This window comes from Christiangramia lutea (assembly GCF_022489035.1).
Classification (GTDB): Bacteria; Bacteroidota; Bacteroidia; order Flavobacteriales; family Flavobacteriaceae; genus Christiangramia; species Christiangramia lutea.
In genome coordinates this window covers 186,791-203,447 of the sequence record NZ_JAKVTV010000005.1, presented here as the reverse complement: position 1 = coordinate 203,447, position 16,657 = coordinate 186,791, and the positions used below count along the sequence as shown (strand labels likewise).

Annotated in this window: 16 protein-coding genes; 12 read left to right on the top strand and 4 right to left on the bottom strand. The window is 39.2% G+C overall.

Annotated elements, in window-relative coordinates:
• Positions 1-109 precede the first annotated feature (109 nt).
• Complete coding sequence (gene ribH / locus ML462_RS14305; RefSeq protein WP_240714506.1) at positions 110-616, bottom strand: 6,7-dimethyl-8-ribityllumazine synthase; 507 nt, start codon at positions 614-616, stop codon at positions 110-112.
• Positions 617-619: 3 nt separating this feature from the next.
• Positions 620-1,393: a tetratricopeptide repeat protein gene (locus ML462_RS14300; RefSeq protein ID WP_240714505.1), complete on the bottom strand. Its 774-nt coding sequence runs from the start codon at positions 1,391-1,393 to the stop codon at positions 620-622.
• A 147-nt stretch (positions 1,394-1,540) separates the two neighbouring features.
• On the opposite strand from ML462_RS14300, the gene recF reads away from it, so the two are divergent.
• Genes recF through ML462_RS14280 form a run of 4 tightly spaced genes read left to right on the top strand, consistent with a single transcriptional unit; the run spans position 1,541 to position 3,591 of the window.
• Positions 1,541-2,620: a DNA replication/repair protein RecF gene (recF, locus tag ML462_RS14295; RefSeq protein ID WP_240714504.1), complete on the top strand. Its 1,080-nt coding sequence runs from the start codon at positions 1,541-1,543 to the stop codon at positions 2,618-2,620.
• Entirely contained in the window at positions 2,617-3,057 is a 441-nt protein-coding gene (locus tag ML462_RS14290; protein ID WP_240714503.1) for a lipocalin-like domain-containing protein, read from the top strand. Before recF ends, ML462_RS14290 begins: the two co-directional genes overlap by 4 nt.
• Positions 3,035-3,337: a DciA family protein gene (locus ML462_RS14285; RefSeq protein ID WP_240714502.1), complete on the top strand. Its 303-nt coding sequence runs from the start codon at positions 3,035-3,037 to the stop codon at positions 3,335-3,337. The genes ML462_RS14290 and ML462_RS14285 overlap by 23 nt, the downstream gene beginning before the upstream one ends.
• A gap of 29 nt (positions 3,338-3,366) precedes the next feature.
• Positions 3,367-3,591, top strand: a complete 225-nt coding sequence (locus ML462_RS14280) for a hypothetical protein (RefSeq protein ID WP_240714501.1) — start codon at positions 3,367-3,369, stop codon at positions 3,589-3,591.
• Between the two features lie 305 nt (positions 3,592-3,896).
• On the opposite strand, the gene ML462_RS14275 is transcribed toward ML462_RS14280, so the two are convergent.
• A complete protein-coding gene (locus tag ML462_RS14275) occupies positions 3,897-4,316 on the bottom strand; it encodes a nucleoside-diphosphate kinase (RefSeq protein WP_156277374.1) in 420 nt (139 codons plus the stop codon).
• Positions 4,317-4,538: 222 nt separating this feature from the next.
• Between ML462_RS14275 and ML462_RS14270 the strand changes: the two genes are divergently transcribed.
• The 3 genes from ML462_RS14270 (at position 4,539) to ML462_RS14260 (ending at position 7,330) form a co-directional block, all read left to right on the top strand.
• Complete coding sequence (locus tag ML462_RS14270; RefSeq protein ID WP_240714500.1) at positions 4,539-5,555, top strand: DHH family phosphoesterase; 1,017 nt, start codon at positions 4,539-4,541, stop codon at positions 5,553-5,555.
• The gene (gldI, locus tag ML462_RS14265) at positions 5,552-6,112 is read left to right on the top strand and encodes a gliding motility-associated peptidyl-prolyl isomerase GldI (protein WP_240714499.1); all 561 of its coding nucleotides are present in this window, start codon (positions 5,552-5,554) and stop codon (positions 6,110-6,112) included. The genes ML462_RS14270 and gldI overlap by 4 nt, the downstream gene beginning before the upstream one ends.
• Positions 6,113-6,199: 87 nt before the next feature.
• Positions 6,200-7,330, top strand: coding sequence for a peptidylprolyl isomerase (locus ML462_RS14260; protein WP_240714498.1), 1,131 nt, complete (start codon positions 6,200-6,202; stop codon positions 7,328-7,330).
• 75 nt (positions 7,331-7,405) lie between these two features.
• Here ML462_RS14260 and ML462_RS14255 read toward each other — a convergent pair whose 3' ends face one another.
• Positions 7,406-8,866, bottom strand: coding sequence for an aminoacyl-histidine dipeptidase (locus ML462_RS14255; RefSeq protein ID WP_240714497.1), 1,461 nt, complete (start codon positions 8,864-8,866; stop codon positions 7,406-7,408).
• A gap of 55 nt (positions 8,867-8,921) precedes the next feature.
• Between ML462_RS14255 and ML462_RS14250 the strand changes: the two genes are divergently transcribed.
• The 5 genes from ML462_RS14250 (at position 8,922) to ML462_RS14230 (ending at position 16,639) form a co-directional block, all read left to right on the top strand.
• Positions 8,922-10,028 (top strand): DUF3810 domain-containing protein, encoded by a 1,107-nt coding sequence (locus ML462_RS14250; protein WP_262914770.1) that lies wholly within the window; start codon positions 8,922-8,924, stop codon positions 10,026-10,028.
• Between the two features lie 83 nt (positions 10,029-10,111).
• Positions 10,112-13,072 carry an amidohydrolase family protein gene (locus tag ML462_RS14245; protein ID WP_240714496.1) on the top strand — a complete coding sequence of 987 codons (2,961 nt, stop codon included), beginning with the start codon at positions 10,112-10,114 and terminating at the stop codon, positions 13,070-13,072.
• A gap of 11 nt (positions 13,073-13,083) precedes the next feature.
• Positions 13,084-14,397: an amidohydrolase family protein gene (locus tag ML462_RS14240; RefSeq protein WP_240714495.1), complete on the top strand. Its 1,314-nt coding sequence runs from the start codon at positions 13,084-13,086 to the stop codon at positions 14,395-14,397.
• A 176-nt stretch (positions 14,398-14,573) separates the two neighbouring features.
• Entirely contained in the window at positions 14,574-15,389 is an 816-nt protein-coding gene (locus ML462_RS14235; RefSeq protein WP_240714494.1) for a TrmH family RNA methyltransferase, read from the top strand.
• 11 nt (positions 15,390-15,400) lie between these two features.
• Complete coding sequence (locus ML462_RS14230; protein ID WP_240714493.1) at positions 15,401-16,639, top strand: M48 family metallopeptidase; 1,239 nt, start codon at positions 15,401-15,403, stop codon at positions 16,637-16,639.
• The last annotated feature ends 18 nt before the right edge of the window (positions 16,640-16,657 follow it).

The following is a 16,657-nucleotide window of genomic DNA, read 5'->3' as shown; positions in this document are numbered from 1 at the left end:
ACTGTTTGCTGATCCAAATTTACTCAAAATGCTTCAAAAATCCGAAGGCTGAGAGTATTAATAACTGAGCAATAACAATGCCGTTTTGAAAAGCCTTGCCGGCTTGCTTTTAGCCTTTGTAGAATTTAGCATCCTTTCTAAGCTGAGCCATTTTAATGGCAGCGATAGCAGCTTCGGTTCCTTTGTTCCCGTGCTCTCCTCCACTTCTGGCGCGGGATTGCTCTATATTGTTATCGGTTAATACGCAAAAGATCACCGGGATATCATTCTGGATATTAAGATCCTTGATTCCCTGGGTCACACCTTCGCAAACAAAATCGAAATGCTTTGTTTCTCCCTGTATCACGCTACCAACTGCCACTACAGCATCAAGCATTTCAAAGCTCTCCTGCATTTTTTTACAGCCGTAGATCAATTCGAAGCTTCCGGGAACATTCCAGCGTACGATATTCTCCTTCTTAACTCCATTTTCTATCCAGGCGTCGAATGCCCCCTGGAAAAGTCCCTCTGTTATTTCATCATTCCATTCAGAAACAACGATCCCAAACCGAAAGTCTTTCGCGTTTGGGATCGTATCTTTATCGTACTCTGAAAGGTTATTACCTTCTGTAGCCATATTCTAATTTTTCATTGCGCGGGCCTGCCCTAGATAGATAGGCACTTTTTCTGCTTCAGGAGCATCTGGATATTCATCTTCTATTTGAAGTAAAAATCCTTCTGCAGCATCTGCATCACCAAGTTGAATTGAAGTGATGGCAGCTTTCAAAAGAAACCTTGGCGTTGTGAACGAGTTCGATCTCATTTCAGCAGCCTTTTCATAATAACCTAATGCTTCCTCTGGTTGTTCTAATTGCATAAACGCATCTCCAATACCACCTGCAGCAAGAGCTGAAAAGATCTCATCGTCACTTTCAAAACCTTCTAGTTGTTCAATAGCCTCCTGGTATTTTCCAGTTCTCAAATATGCAAAACCGGCGTTATAATGTGCAAGATTTGCAGCATCAGTTCCGCCATAATTATCAATAATATCAAGGAAACCATATTTTCCCTCTCCGCCATTCAGCGCAAGATTGTATAGGGAATCGCTTTCAGCTCCATTTGCTCTTAAAGCCGATGCCATATAATCCTGAGCTTTGGCCATTTCATTGGCTGCCTCATTTTGCTTTGGCTCTAATACGAAACGGTTATACCCTAAATATCCTAAAACAGCAACTATAGCCACACCTACGATGATGTAGATGTATTTTTGATTATCGGCCACCCATGTTTCGGTTCTACTTGCTCCTTCATCTAAAGTGTTAAAAACTTCTGCAGTTGTAGATTCCTGTTCTGCTGTTTGTTCCCTTTCCTCCTTATTGGAAGGCTTGTATCCTCTTTTCTTATACGTTGCCATAAAAATTTGTTAATGCGTGGCAAAAATAGAATTTTTTGTGAAAATTAAAAGATAAATTATTTGTATTTTTTATATAATTTCAGCTTCTTCGAGAGCGAAAAATAGCTCTCAACAATTAATCTTTTTCCAGCTGAAATACAGCGATTTATGCATTTAAAAAATCTTAGCCTGCTTAATTATAAGAATCTAAAGTCGGCTGAATTTGAATTCGACGAAAAGATCAACTGTCTGGTTGGAAATAATGGTGTGGGTAAAACCAACGTGCTGGACAGCATCTATCATTTGTCTTTCGGAAAAAGCTATTTTAACCCCATAACATCCCAGAATATAAACCACGATTCCGACTTTTTTGTGGTTGAAGGCGAATTCATCAAAAACGGGAAATCTGAAAAAATACTTTCCAGTGCTAAAAAAGGTCAGAAGAAAGTCATAAAAAGAAATAACAAGGTATATGAAAAGCTTAGCGATCATATAGGCTTTATTCCTACTGTTATCATTTCACCATCAGATAGAGACCTGATAATTGAAGGTTCGGAAACCAGGAGAAAATTTATAGACGGAGTGATCTCCCAAAGTGACCCGGTTTATCTGAACAAACTATTACAATATACCAAGCTGGTATCACAAAGGAATTCATTATTAAAATATTTTGCTGCCAATAACACATTTGAAAGGGACACGCTGGAAGTTTACAATTTGCAAATGAGCAGCCTGGGTCAGGAGCTTTTTGAAAAAAGAAAGGAATTCCTGAAGGATTTCATTCCTATTTTCAACAAAAGATATTCTGACATTACTAACGATAAGGAAGTTGTTGACATCAATTATAAAAGTCAGCTATTTGGATCGTCTTTGTCCAATTTACTGGAAGAGAACCTTCAGAAAGACATGGCTTTGCAATACACTTCTGTGGGAACCCATAAAGATGATTTAAGTTTCGAGATCGAAGGGCATCCCATTAAAAAATTCGGATCACAGGGTCAGCAAAAATCATTTTTGATCGCCCTGAAGCTGGCACAGTTCGATTTCATCAAAAAAATAAGCAAGGTAAATCCTATCCTTTTGCTAGATGATATTTTCGATAAACTGGATGAGCACAGGGTTTCACACATCGTTTCCCTGGTAGCAACCGATCAATTAGGACAAATTTTCCTTAGTGACACACATGCCGACAGGACCGAAAAAGTGGTTAAAAGCAGCAATCAATCCTATAAAATATTCAAGCTTTGAAAAGACTAATCCTGATATTTGCCATTATCATCATGACCTCCTGTTCCCAGAACGATCCCAAGGAACAGCTAAAAAATCTTAACGGCTACTGGCAAATAGAAAAAGTTGAAATAGCAAAAGATTCTGTCGTGGAATATAGTTTGAGTCAATTGATAGATTATATAGAGATCACAGATTCAACAGGTTTCAGGAAGAAATTGAAACCAAAGATCGATGGTGGGTTTATCGAAAATTCAAATAATTCAGAAAAAGTCACGGCGAGAATTGAAGACAACAGCCTTTTTCTTTATTATAAGACCCCCTTCGACGAATGGACAGAGGAAGTTGTAGAAGCTAATGCTGAAAAACTGGTAATTCTGAACCGGGATGATAAAAAATACTACTACCAACGATATAAACCTTTACTAAGCCAAGATGAAAAAGAGACGCAAGAATGAAGAAATGAAACTGGGCGACCTGCTCAAGAGTTTCGTTGATGAAAATAAATTAGATAAAAAAGGGCTGAACCAGGTAAAAGTGAGAGATGTCTGGAACAGCCAGATGGGGCCGGCCATAGAAAAATACACGACCAATCTGATGTTGAAAAATGATACGCTTTATGTACAGTTGAGTTCTTCGGTTTTACGAGAGGAACTGAGTTATGGAAAGGAAAAGATCATTAGAAATCTCAACGAGGAAATGGGCAAAGAGATCATTTCAAAACTGGTATTGAGATAAGACCTGTTTTAATTCAAATTTCAATAGTTATGAGTCATAAAGTCAAAGTATTCCTGATCTATTTCTTTTCCTTTATTATCATCTTTTCAGTGTTTAGATATTTGCTGGAATTAATTTTCCCTCAAATGGAACATCTTTATCTAATGATCACGGCAGCAGTTATTACTGTGGTTCTTTCGCCCAGACTGGACAAAGATCAGAACGGCCGCTATATTCTAAAATCGATTTTCAGTAAGAAACCGCTTATAAAGTAACTATTTCAAATTTAGAGACCCTGAAACAAGTTCAGGGTGACGCATAGAATTGCATTGTGAAGAAGCATAACGACTGAAGCAGTCTCTGCACTACTACCTCAAAGTTTGAGATTGCGTCGCTTAGCTCATAAGGACCCTGAACCAAGTTCAGGGTGACGATAACCCCAAAATTTCGTCATGCTGAATTTATTTCAGCATCTCATTTTTTCAACCTCGACTGCGTTCAGTTAGACAATATTGGAAAAAAGCATAAAAAAACCGGACTCAAAAAAGTCCGGTTTTCTTGATTTATTGAAATTGTTCTATTAGAACATCTCTCTTCCTGCAAAATGGAAAGCACCTTCAATTTGTGCGTTCTCATCGCTATCACTACCGTGAACCGCATTTTCTCCAATGCTCTTCGCGTATTTTTTTCTGATAGTTCCTTCAGCGGCCTCCTCAGGGTTAGTAGCTCCAATAAGAGTTCTGAAATCTTCTACAGCATTGTCTTTTTCAAGAATTGCTGCAACGATAGGACCACGTGTCATGAATTCAACTAATTCTCCGAAAAATGGACGCTCTTTATGGATCGCATAAAAAGTCTCAGCATCTCTCTGAGTCATTTGAGTAAGCTTCATTGCTACGATTCTGAATCCTGAAGCTGTGATCTGGTCTAGTATTCCACCAATATGCCCGTTCTCTACTGCATCTGGCTTAATCATGGTGAATGTTCTATTTCCTGCCATTGTATGGTTTTTAAATTTGGTGCAAAAATAAATAATTCCTTCCCATATACAAGTCCTTTAAGCTTTTATGTTCAACTACTGAATTTCCATTAGATGCAACCCTTCATTTAAAAGGTTAATTTTACATCTGAAAAAATGACATTTTATAATCTTCCTGGAAATATAAATTTCAAGTCCCTACTATTTCTTAAGTAGTATTAAATTGTATATTTAGCCCCGAATATGATAGATACCAGAATACTCGAAATAACGGCCGAGCTGGCCAAGGCTGAAAATATAGTGATAGTGCCCCACAAAGGTCCAGATGGGGATGCGATGGGATCCAGTCTTGGATTATGGCATTTTCTGAAAGACAAAGGTCACAATGTAAAGGTTATTGCTCCAAACGATTATCCCCATTTTTTAAAATGGTTACCGGGTAACGAGGAGGTTATTATCTATGAAAATGAGAAGGAAAGATCAGACGGACTTATATCTGAAGCTGAGATCGTATTCACCCTCGACTTTAATCATCTTTCAAGGTGCGGCGGAATGCAGGATTCCCTGGTAGCATCAGATGCGGTTTTTGTTATGATAGACCATCACCAGGAACCTTCAGATTATGCTCATTATACCTATAGTGATTCAAAGATGAGCTCTACCTGTGAAATGGTGTATAAATTTATCGATAAACTAAGAGCCAGCAAGAAGATCACTCCAGAGATCGCGACCTGCCTATATACAGGAATCATGACCGATACCGGATCTTTCCGCTTCAGCTCTACTTCAAGTGACACTCACAGGGTGCTTGCAGATCTTATAGATAAAGGAGCTGTAAACGACCAGATCCACAATAACATTTTCGATACGAATTCTGAAAATAAATTGCAATTACTGGGGACTGCTTTGCAAAACCTGAAGGTGAATAAAGAGCTCAGAACGGCCTATATAAGTCTTTCCCAGGATGAGTTGGACAGGCATAATTTTCAAAAAGGAGATACCGAAGGTTTTGTAAATTACGGGCTATCCCTGGACGGAATTATTTTTGCAGTGATCTTCATCGAAAAAGCCAATGAAAGCATAATCAAAATGTCTTTCAGATCTAAAGGAGACTTCGACGTCAACAAGTTTGCACGAGCTCATTTTGAAGGTGGCGGTCATATAAATGCAGCTGGTGGAAAAAGTGATCTTTCATTGAATGATACAATTGTAAAGTTCAACCAGATCTTACCAGAATACAAAGAAGAACTTTCAAAATGAGATTTACAGCAGTTATATTTTTATTGATCCTTGCAGCTTCCTGTAAATCGCCGGAAGCGAGATATCCTGTATCCCAGAACAGTGGTTCATATATAGACGAATCTGTGGAAAGGAATAAGGAAATGATCGCCCAGGAAGAAGATTATATCAAAAAAGTCATGGGTGAAAATGTAGATACCGAATATTTATCTTCTGCCGACGGATTCTGGTATTATTACAACGAAAAGTCGACCGACAGTACGAATACCAGAACACCCGATTTTGGCGATGTAGTGGTTTTTGATTACTCAATTTCAAGCATAGAGGGAAAATCTATTTATGCCAAAGGTGAAAAACCAACCCAGGAATACACCATGGATAAAGAAAAACTCTTTACCGGTTTAAGGCAAGGTTTAAAACTAATGAAAGAAGGTGAAACGGTTACCTTTCTTTTCCCCTCTCACAAGGCATTCGGTTATTACGGAGACAAAGAGAAAATAGGCAGCAACACGCCAATCACCGCGAGGGTGACCCTACACGAAATAAAAGAAGAACCCAATCAGGAAATAAATAATTAAGAATGAAATAAGCCTGGGAGAATTTCCAATTTCCAATGGAATGATCTTTGGCTATTAATATCTGACCCTAAAAACAATTAAATACAGATGAGAACAAAGAGCTTTTTTTTACTATTAACACTAGCATTTGCACTGATATCCTGTAATGAGGAATATCCGGAGCTTGAGGACGGAATGTATGCCGAATTCAACACTTCCATGGGACCAATCGTTGCGGAACTTTATTTTGAAGAAACCCCTATGACCGTGGCCAGCTTCGTCTCTCTTGCCGAAGGAACCAGTAAAATGGTAGACAGTACCTACGAAGGTAAAAAATACTACGAAGGTCTGATTTTCCACCGTGTTATCGATGGATTTATGATCCAGGGTGGAGATCCTACCGGAACAGGTAGTGGTGGCCCGGGATACAAATATCCAGATGAATTTGTAGACTCCTTAAGTCATGATTCAAAAGGAGTCCTTTCAATGGCTAATGCCGGTCCTGGCACAAACGGAAGCCAGTTTTTCATAACTCTTGCTCCGGTTCAGCAACTTGACGGAAAACACACAGTATTCGGAAAGATCGTAAAAGGTCAGGATGTGGTAGACTCCATCGGGAAAACTGAAACTGCCCAGCGTGATCGTCCTGTGAAGGATGTAGTGATGAACGAGGTGAACATCATTAGAAAAGGTAGTGCTGCTAAGAACTTCGATGCTCCAAAAGTATTTGAATCTGAACTTGCTGCCATTGAAGCAGAAAAGGAAGCTGAAGCGAAGAAAATGCAGGAAATGGCAGAAGAAAAAGCCGAAGAATTTGAAGCTTTGGAAGCTAAAGCAGACTCTTTAGACAGCGGACTTAAAATCTACTTTGAAAATAAAGGAGAAGGAGAAAAACCAAATAATGGCCAGAAAGTAATGGTAAATTATTCAGGTTATTTTGCTGATGGTACTATTTTCGACACCAATAGAATGGAGTTAGCAAAAGAAACGGGAATCTATGATCATAGAAGAGATTCTGCCGGAGGATACCAGCCAATGGCCATGGTATACGGCCCGGATGCTCCAATGATCCCTGGTTTTAAAGAAGGAATTCAACAGATGAGTATAGGTGATGAAGCTGTACTTTGGATCCCTAGCCACCTAGGTTATGGAGAAAGAGGTGCTGGCGGAGTAATACCTCCGAATGCAGACCTCATCTTTAAGATAGAACTGGTAGAAATGGCCAACGAAACAAAATAATCAAAGTTTTAAAAGCTAAAAAAGCCCTCAGAAATTTTCTGAGGGCTTTTTTATTTTCTACATCTTCACGAGATTTTAATTCTCCGGAATGTTCTTTAAAACTTCCAGTAAGAACTTCCAGTATTTCTGGGCAGATTTAATACTTGCCCTCTCATCTGGAGAATGTGCTCCTCTAATGGTAGGACCAAATGAGATCATATCCATTTCAGGATAGTGGCTTCCAATGATCCCGCATTCCAATCCGGCATGGCAGGCAGCAATATCAGCTCTTTCACCATGCATTTTTTGATAGATCTCATCAAGAGTTTTCAAAATAGCAGAATCGCTATTTGGTGCCCATCCTGGATATTCGCCCGACAGTTCAACATCAAAACCAGCAAGTTCAAAAACAGATTTAAGAGAACTGGCCAGGTCATCCTTAGAAGATTCAACAGAACTTCTTGTAAGACATTTAATATAAACCTCACCATCTTTAAGCGTGACATTGGCGATATTATTAGATGTTTCCACCAGTCCTTCAATTTCCGGACTCATTCTATAAACACCATTATGTGCCCCTGCCAAAGCAAGTAAAACTTCTTTTTGAGATTTAAGATCCATAATGGAGTTCTCTGTTGGTATCTTCTGAATTTCCACAGTAAGATTTGGTTCCAGGGAAGTATATTCAGATTTGATATCAGCCGCACGGGACTCTATTTCTTTTTTAAAGCTTTCCTCCTCAGTATCTGGTATGGCGACTATTGCTTCACTTTCACGCGGAATCGCATTTCTAAGTCCGCCCCCATTGATGGCTGAAATCCTTAATTTCAGATCTTCAGAAGTGTTTAGCAAAAGGCGATTCATCATCTTGTTGGCATTACCTAAACCTTTAATGATATCCATCCCGGAATGACCACCCATTAAACCTTTTACTTTAACCGAGTAAGAACGGTAAGCATCAGGCATTTTCTCCTCTTCATATTTTTTGGTAGCCGTTATATCTACTCCCCCGGCGCAACCAATTCCTATTTCATCGTCTTCTTCAGTATCAAGATTTAGAAGGATCTCTCCATCAAGTAATTCCGGACTCAAACCTTTAGCCCCGGTCATCCCCGTCTCTTCATCAATAGTGAAAAGAGCTTCGATAGCAGGATGCTCAATAGAGTCGCTTTCCAGGACAGCCATCATAGTAGCCACACCAAGGCCATTATCAGCACCAAGAGTGGTCCCTTTCGCCTTTACCCAGTCTCCATCTACATACATGTCTATTCCCTGAGTGTCAAAATCGAAATCGGTATCATTATTCTTCTGGTGTACCATATCAAGATGCGCCTGAAGAACTATCTTCTTTCGATTCTCCATTCCAGAGGTAGCCGGCTTATAGATCACCACATTACCAACACTATCCACTTCAGTTTTTAAATTGAGGTTATTCCCGAAATTCTTAATGAATTCAATAACTCTTTCTTCTTTTTTCGAGGGTCTGGGAACTGCATTCAAATCTGCAAATTTGTTCCATAAAACTTTGGGTTCCAATGCCCTTATTTCTTCGTTCATTGATCTAAATTTTGGTATCTTCACAAAGGTATTCGAAAATACTGAACTCTAAAATTTGAGTCCTCCTGAATATTCCTATTTTTATCTTGTGAAAAGAAAGTCTACCCTTGTTCTGGCTATACTTCTACCGGTACAGATCATCGGGATAAATCTTCTGGCTCGACATTCAGAGTTTGTGGAAGAATATTATTCTCATGGATTATATCCAGTGATTTCCAGAATTATGAGATTTAGCCTTGGAATCGTCCCCTTTTCCATGGGTGATATACTTTACGGAATTCTGATCATTCTTGCCATCATGTGGCTGGTAAGAAGAATTTCTCAGAAATTTAAAGATCCGAAGATCTGGATTCCAGATACGCTGGCTACCCTCTCTGTGATCTATTTCTGTTTTCACCTATTCTGGGGATTTAATTATTACAGGTTACCTCTCCACAAAAGCCTGGAGATTGATAATAAATACACCACCGAAAAATTAATTACGCTCACTGAAAAATTGATCGAAAGGTCTAATGGTTTACATGCTGAACTTGCAGCGAACGATTCTACAAAAGTAAATTATGACTTTTCGAAAAGGGAATTATTCGAGACTACGTTACAGGGTTACAAGAATATCGAGAATGACTTTCCGGAACTGGCATATAATGGCGAGGCTTTAAAAAGATCTATTTATAGTCTTCCCCTTACCTATATGGGCTTTAACGGTTACCTGAATCCGCTAACGAACGAGGCACAGGTTAATAGTTTAATACTGCCCTATAAAATCCCTACCACGGCAAGTCATGAGGTTGGGCATCAACTAGGATTTGCCAAGGAGAATGAGGCAAACTTTATCGCCTGCCTGGTAACCATGAACCACCCCAACAAACACTTCCAGTACTCTGGCTATACTTTCGCATTGAGTTATTGCCTTAGTGAACTCTATAGAAGAGATAAAGAAAAAGCCGATGAACTTATTGAAAGAATGAACCCTGGAATTCTTAAAAACTACCGGGAAGTAGATGAGTTCTGGCTAAAACATCAAAACCCGTTTGAACCCATTTTCAAGGCTACCTATAACCGGTATCTTATCGTGAATAATCAGGCCGATGGGATGAAAAGCTATAGTTATGTGGTTGCCCTTCTCGTAAATTATTTTGACGATACCCGCAATGCCTTTTAGATACTATAGGATTGCTGAAATTTTCTTACTTTAAGGCTCTTAAATTTTAGACCTATACTTTTATTTAAATCCACTAAACATTTATGAAACTAAAATTACTGATCTTAGGTGTATTCCTTTGTAGTTGCGTATTGCATTCCCAGGAATACTTCCCCAAGAATGATGGTGTGAAAACCCGTAACACCAATTACACCGTTTTTAAGAATGCCCGTATCCACACAGATCCCCAAAATGTGATCGAAAATGGGATGTTCGCAATAACAGAAGGAAAGATTACCGCCGTTGGGAAATCCATCGATATTCCTGAAAATAGTATCGTGATCGATCTTAAAGGGAAAGAAGTGTATCCATCCTTTATAGATCTTTTCAGCGATTTCGGAATTCCAGAGCCAAAAAAAGCTGAAGCTGGGAATACTCCTCAATACGATGCAGCACGGGAAGGATTTTACTGGAACGATCACATAAGGCCTGATACCGAAGCTATTTCACACTTCAAATTCGATTCTAAAGAAGCTGAAAAATATCACCAAGCGGGATTTGGTGTAGTAAACACTCATGTCCCAGACGGTATTATCAGGGGCGCCGGAATGCTGGTGGCTTTAACTCCGGAAGTATCTGAAGGTGACCGAATCCTTGAAGGAAGGTCGTCACAATACCTATCCCTGGATAAAAGTGTACAATCCAGGCAATCTTACCCTACTTCTACCATGGGAGCCATGGCTTTGATACGCCAGGCTTATCTGGATGCAAAATGGTATGCAGAAGGCCATGCAAAAAACAAAGATCTTGCTCTTGAAGCTTTGAACAGAAATAAAAACCTAGTTCAGATATTTGCTACAGATAATTTACTTGACGAATTCAGAGCAGATAAAGTAGGCGATGAATTTGGAATTCAGTATGTGATACTTGGAAGCGGAAAGGAATATCAAAGGCTCGATAAAGCAAAAGCTTCGAATGCTACCTTTATCGTACCTCTTAAATTTCCGAAGGCTTTCGATGTTGAAGATCCTTATCTTGCTAACCAACTAAGTCTGGAAGAAATGAGAGAATGGAACCAGGCTCCGGCGAACCTGAAAATGCTTTCCGAAAAAGAGGTTCCTTTCACTTTGACCACACATTCAATAGACGCTGAAAAAGATTTTAAAACTAACCTTTTAAAAGCCATAGAATATGGCTTACCAAAAGCAGAAGCCCTGGCCGCATTAACTACAGTTCCGGCGAAAACAATTGATCAGGAAAATAAACTGGGCGTGATAAAAGAGGGTGCCTGGGCAAACTTTCTGATCACTTCCGGAGATTATTTCGAAAAGGAAACTACCCTCTATGAGAACTGGGTACAGGGAGAGAAAAAGATCCTGAGCAGCATAGATGCAACCGATATTACCGGAAATTATAATCTGAAAGTAAATGGAAAGACATATGAACTTAAAATTAGCGGTGACCCGGTTAAATTAAAATCTGAAGTAAAGACCAATAACTCCAAAATAGGTTCAAAGCTCAGTTTTGAAAATAACTGGATGAATCTTCTACTTTCTTCTCCAGATACTACGAAATCAGATTTCATCAGACTGGTTGCTAATGTTCCTTCAGAAACAAAGCAAATCTCGGGGAAAGCTATTCTGCAAAATGGGAATGAAACTACGTTCCAGGTAATAAAGGCTTCAGAAGCTGAAAAGAAGGATGACATGAAGAAAGATAAGGAAATCCATAATTTGCTACCGGTCACTTATCCCAATATCGCCTACGGTTTTTCAAGCAAACCTCAACAACAAAACGTACTTTTCAAAAACGCTACGGTGTGGACCAGTGAAGAAGATGGTGTTCTAGAAAATACCGATGTACTGGTTAAAAATGGTGAAATTGTTAAAATTGGAGCTGGAATAAATGCCGGTGGAGCAAAAGTCATCGATGCGACGGGGAAACATCTCACCGCAGGAATCGTAGACGAACACTCACACATAGCGGCATCTGCAATTAATGAAGCCGGTCACAACTCTTCTGCTGAAGTACAAATGGAAGATGTTGTAGATCCTACCGATATTGATATTTACCGCAATCTTGCCGGTGGAGTTACAACCATTCAGCTTTTACATGGTTCAGCAAATCCTATTGGAGGCCAATCGGCAATCCTGAAATTAAAATGGGGAGAAAGCGCTGAAGATATGATCTTTGAACAGGCTCCTCCTTTCATCAAATTTGCTTTAGGTGAAAATGTAAAACAATCCAACTGGAGTGGCGGGAGATTTCCTCAAACCCGTATGGGTGTAGAACAGGTTTTTACCGATTATTTTAGCCGGGCGAAAGCTTATGAATCGAGCAGAGACGATTCAGATTTCAGAAAAGACCTGGAAATGGAAACCATTTTGGAAATCCTCAATGGCGAAAGATTTGTTTCCTCACATTCATATATTCAAAGCGAGATTAACATGCTGATGAAAGTTGCTGAAAATTTCGGTTTTAATATCAATACTTTCACTCATATTCTTGAAGGATATAAAGTAGCTGATAAAATGAAGGAACACGGCGTGGGAGCTTCTACTTTTTCTGACTGGTGGGCGTATAAATATGAGGTAAATGATGCCATTCCTTATAATGCTTCGATCATGACCGAGGCCGGCCTTACCGTTGCAATTAATAGTGATGACGGTGAAATGAGCCGAAGGTTGAATCAGGAAGCAGCCAAAAGTGTAAAATATGGTGGAATGAGCGAGGAAGAAGCCTGGAAAATGGTGACCATCAATCCGGCAAAGCTGTTACATATAGATAACCTGGTTGGCAGTATAAAAACAGGAAAACAAGCCGATCTTGTTCTCTGGAATGACCATCCTCTCTCCATCTACGCAAAACCAGAGAAAACCATGGTTGAAGGCGTTTTCTATTTTGATATAGAGCGCGATTCAGAAATGCGCAAGGAGATCAGGAAAGAGCGTAATGAACTTATTGGTATGATGTTAAAAGCTAAAAACAACGGTGTAGAAACCCAGCCAATTAAAAAAGAAGAAAAACAAAGAGTTCACTGTGATCTACTAGAAGAGGTAAAATAAATTTTAGGAAAATGAAATTACTTAAGACATATATATTAATCGCGATCCTGATGATCTCAGGACAAAGTTTTGCCCAGCAAACTCCTGCAGGAAAACAAACTGAAGCAATAACCATTGTTGGAGCGACAGCTCACCTGGGAAATGGGGAAATTATAGAGAATAGCCTGATAATTATTGAAAACGGAAAGATCATAGAGGTAACCTCAAAAGATCTCACTAAAAGGCAATATCCTGGAAAGATCATTAATGCAGAGGGAAAACATGTTTATCCTGGTTTTATAGCTCCAAATTCTACCCTGGGACTCGTAGAGATCTCTGCCGTTAAGGCTACAGTAGATCAGGATGAAATAGGTGAAATGCTACCGAACATTAGAAGTTTGATTGCATATAATGCCGAAAGCAAGATCGTGGAATCTATGAGGCCTAACGGAGTACTTCTGGGGCAGATAGTTCCTCGTGGAGAAAAAATCTCAGGCACTTCCTCTATCGTTCAATTCGATGCCTGGAACTGGGAAGATGCGGTGGTAAAAGAAGATGATGGTTTACATATCAACTGGCCTGAAAATTATAAAAGAGGCAGATGGTGGAGAGGCGAAGACCCAGATCTGAAACCTAACAAAGAATATATGGAGGATGTTCAGGAACTTTCAGATTTCTTTTCGTCTGCCCGGGCTTACCTGGAAGGAAAAAGGGATTATAAAAACCTACAATTCCTAGCCATGGAGCCGGTATTTAACGGAGACAAAAAGGTGTTTGTACACGTTGATGGTGAAAAGGAGATCCTGGACCTTATTCAGTTCAAAAAAGAACATAAACTCGAAAACCTGATAATTGTAGGAGGTTATTATGCTCTTGGTGTTGCTGAAGACCTTAAAAACAATGACATTCCTGTTCTGGTGAACAGGCCTCACAGTATACCTGAGGAAGCATATGAAGATTATGATTATCCCTACAAATTAGCAAAACTACTCCAGGATAAAGGGGTTCTCGTAGCCCTTGAAAGCAGCGGACAAATGGAAAGGATGAATACGCGAAATTTACCTTTCTATGCCGGAACAGTCGCTGCCTTCGGAATGGATAAGGAAGATGCCCTGAAATTAATTACATCTAATACTGCAAAGATCTTGGGTATAGATGATAATTACGGTAGCCTGGAAAAAGGTAAGTCGGCCACTTTGTTCATTTCTGAAGGAGATGCTCTGGACATGCGAGGAAATATTCTTACTCATGCCTTCATCGATGGCCGCAAAATTAGCCTGGAAACTCATCAAACAGAGCTTTGGAAGCGATATTCCAGGAAATATAAGGAACAGGAAAGTGAATAGTATTTCCTGATATTTTAAGGTTGCCTGAAATCTGGACACGTCAAGCTGAACTTGTTTCAGCTTCTCTATAGGTTGATAAATTTAATCTTTAAAGATCTTGAAATAAATTCAGGATGACGTCAATTCGGTTTTCAGGCAACTTTTTTTATGCTTATTATCTATGTATTTTTACGCCTATGTTAAAACAGATCACAAGCCTGCGGAACAAAGAGATCAAATGGCTATTACAATTACAGGAAAAATCCCGCAATCGTAGAAAAGAAAACTCTTTTGTAATCGAAGGACAAAGGGAAATTTCCCTTGCCGTAAAAGGTGGCTACTCCCCTCTTCATCTCTATTTTGTTCCCGAGCTCATGGAGCTGTCGGAAGTGGTTGAAATATCCAAGGCTAATAGCAGTAACCCTGCATCGATCACAGAAATAAGCCACGAAGTCTATGAAAAGATCGCCTATCGGGGAAGTACTGAAGGATTGATCGCTGTATTCAGAACGAAAGAACATCAACTGGAAAATCTTGAATTTTCAAACACTAATCCGCTCATTCTGGTTGCGGAAGCACCTGAAAAACCGGGAAATATCGGTGCAATTCTAAGAACGGCAGATGCAGCTGCGGTAGATGCTGTGATAATTGCCAATCCAAAGACCGATCTATATAATCCCAATATCATTAGAAGCAGCGTAGGCTGTATATTTACTAATAAGATCGCTACCGGGCACACCTCTGAAATTATAGATTTTCTAAAAAGACAGAATATTCCAATCTATTCTGCAGCTTTACAAGCCTCGAAGCCTTACCACGAAATCGACTTTAGTAAAGGCTCAGCTGTTGTTATGGGAACTGAAGCTACAGGCTTAAGCGACGAATGGTTGGAAAATTCTACCCAGAATATCATCATTCCCATGCATGGCGAAATAGATTCCATGAACGTTTCTGTAGCAGCAGGAATTCTTATTTTTGAAGCAAAAAGGCAGAGAGCCGTCCACCCCAAATAAATCAGGAAATTTTGACAGCAGAAACTCTATTTTATATCATTATAGCCATCATTATCATAGATTTTATCATCGATAAAATTCTGGATGCGGTGAACGCGAAACATTTTAATGATCCTATTCCTCCTGAACTTACCGATGTTTACGATAAAGAAGAATATGAGAGATCACAAAGATATAAGAAAGAACGTTTTAAATTCGGGATGATCTCCAGTACATTTTCTGTCCTGCTTACTTTAGGATTTATAATTTTTGATGGCTTCTCTTTTGTAGACCAGCTGGCGAGAAATTTTAGTGACAGCAATATCTTGGTAGCCCTGATCTTTTTTGGGATTATTATGTTAGGTAGTGATATTCTCATGACCCCTTTTTCATGGTATAGCACATTTGTAATAGAAGAAAAATATGGTTTCAATAAAACTACCAAAAGAACCTTTTTTTTGGACAAAGTAAAAGGCCTGGTGATGTCTGCCATAATTGGTGGGGGAATCTTAGCCCTTATCGTTTGGTTCTACCAGTTTGCCGGAGATAATTTCTGGTGGTATGCCTGGATATTAATTGCCGTATTTTCAGTTTTCATGAATATGTTCTATGCGAAACTAATAGTTCCATTATTCAATAAACAAACTCCGCTGAGAGAGGGTTCCCTTAGAACAAAGATTGAACAATATGCGAAAAGTGTTGGATTCCAGCTTGATAACATTTTTGTAATAGACGGTTCAAAAAGGAGTACCAAGGCCAATGCCTATTTTTCAGGGTTTGGAAGAGAGAAGAGAATTACCTTGTATGATACACTTATCAATGATCTTGAAGAGGAAGAAATAGTAGCTGTTCTCGCTCATGAGGTAGGACACTATAAAAAAAATCACATTATCGTTAATCTAATTGCATCTGTCCTAACAACTGGTTTTACGCTCTGGTTATTATCGCTTTTTGTGGGGAATCCATTACTTTCTGAAGCTTTGGGTGTAGCAACACCAAGTTTTCATATTGGTTTAGTAGCCTTCGGAATTCTATACAGTCCAATTTCAGAAATTACCGGACTCGTCATGAACTATATTTCAAGAAAGTTTGAATACCAGGCAGACAATTATGCCCGAAACACCTATAATGGTGATTCACTAATTTCCAGCTTAAAGAGATTATCCAAGAATACTCTGAGCAACTTAACCCCTCATAAAGCCTATATTTTTGTACACTATTCTCACCCGAGTCTATTACAGAGATATCGAAATTTGAAGGCCCAATTTTAGTTGTTTCCTTATAATCTT

Bases quoted from the DNA above. Each gene is read 5' to 3' on its own strand.
- ML462_RS14300 (WP_240714505.1), bottom strand. From the start codon at position 1,393: ATGGCAACGTATAAGAAAAGAGGATACAAGCCTTCCAATAAGGAGGAA.
- gldI (WP_240714499.1), top strand. From the start codon at position 5,552: ATGAGATTTACAGCAGTTATATTTTTATTGATCCTTGCAGCTTCCTGT.
- ML462_RS14275 (WP_156277374.1), bottom strand. From the start codon at position 4,316: ATGGCAGGAAATAGAACATTCACCATGATTAAGCCAGATGCAGTAGAG.
- ML462_RS14240 (WP_240714495.1), top strand. From the start codon at position 13,084: ATGAAATTACTTAAGACATATATATTAATCGCGATCCTGATGATCTCA.
- ML462_RS14270 (WP_240714500.1), top strand. From the start codon at position 4,539: ATGATAGATACCAGAATACTCGAAATAACGGCCGAGCTGGCCAAGGCT.
- ribH (WP_240714506.1), bottom strand. From the start codon at position 616: ATGGCTACAGAAGGTAATAACCTTTCAGAGTACGATAAAGATACGATC.
- ML462_RS14280 (WP_240714501.1), top strand. From the start codon at position 3,367: ATGAGTCATAAAGTCAAAGTATTCCTGATCTATTTCTTTTCCTTTATT.
- ML462_RS14245 (WP_240714496.1), top strand. From the start codon at position 10,112: ATGAAACTAAAATTACTGATCTTAGGTGTATTCCTTTGTAGTTGCGTA.
- ML462_RS14255 (WP_240714497.1), bottom strand. From the start codon at position 8,866: ATGAACGAAGAAATAAGGGCATTGGAACCCAAAGTTTTATGGAACAAA.
- ML462_RS14235 (WP_240714494.1), top strand. From the start codon at position 14,574: ATGTTAAAACAGATCACAAGCCTGCGGAACAAAGAGATCAAATGGCTA.
- ML462_RS14285 (WP_240714502.1), top strand. From the start codon at position 3,035: ATGAAAAAGAGACGCAAGAATGAAGAAATGAAACTGGGCGACCTGCTC.
- recF (WP_240714504.1), top strand. From the start codon at position 1,541: ATGCATTTAAAAAATCTTAGCCTGCTTAATTATAAGAATCTAAAGTCG.
- ML462_RS14260 (WP_240714498.1), top strand. From the start codon at position 6,200: ATGAGAACAAAGAGCTTTTTTTTACTATTAACACTAGCATTTGCACTG.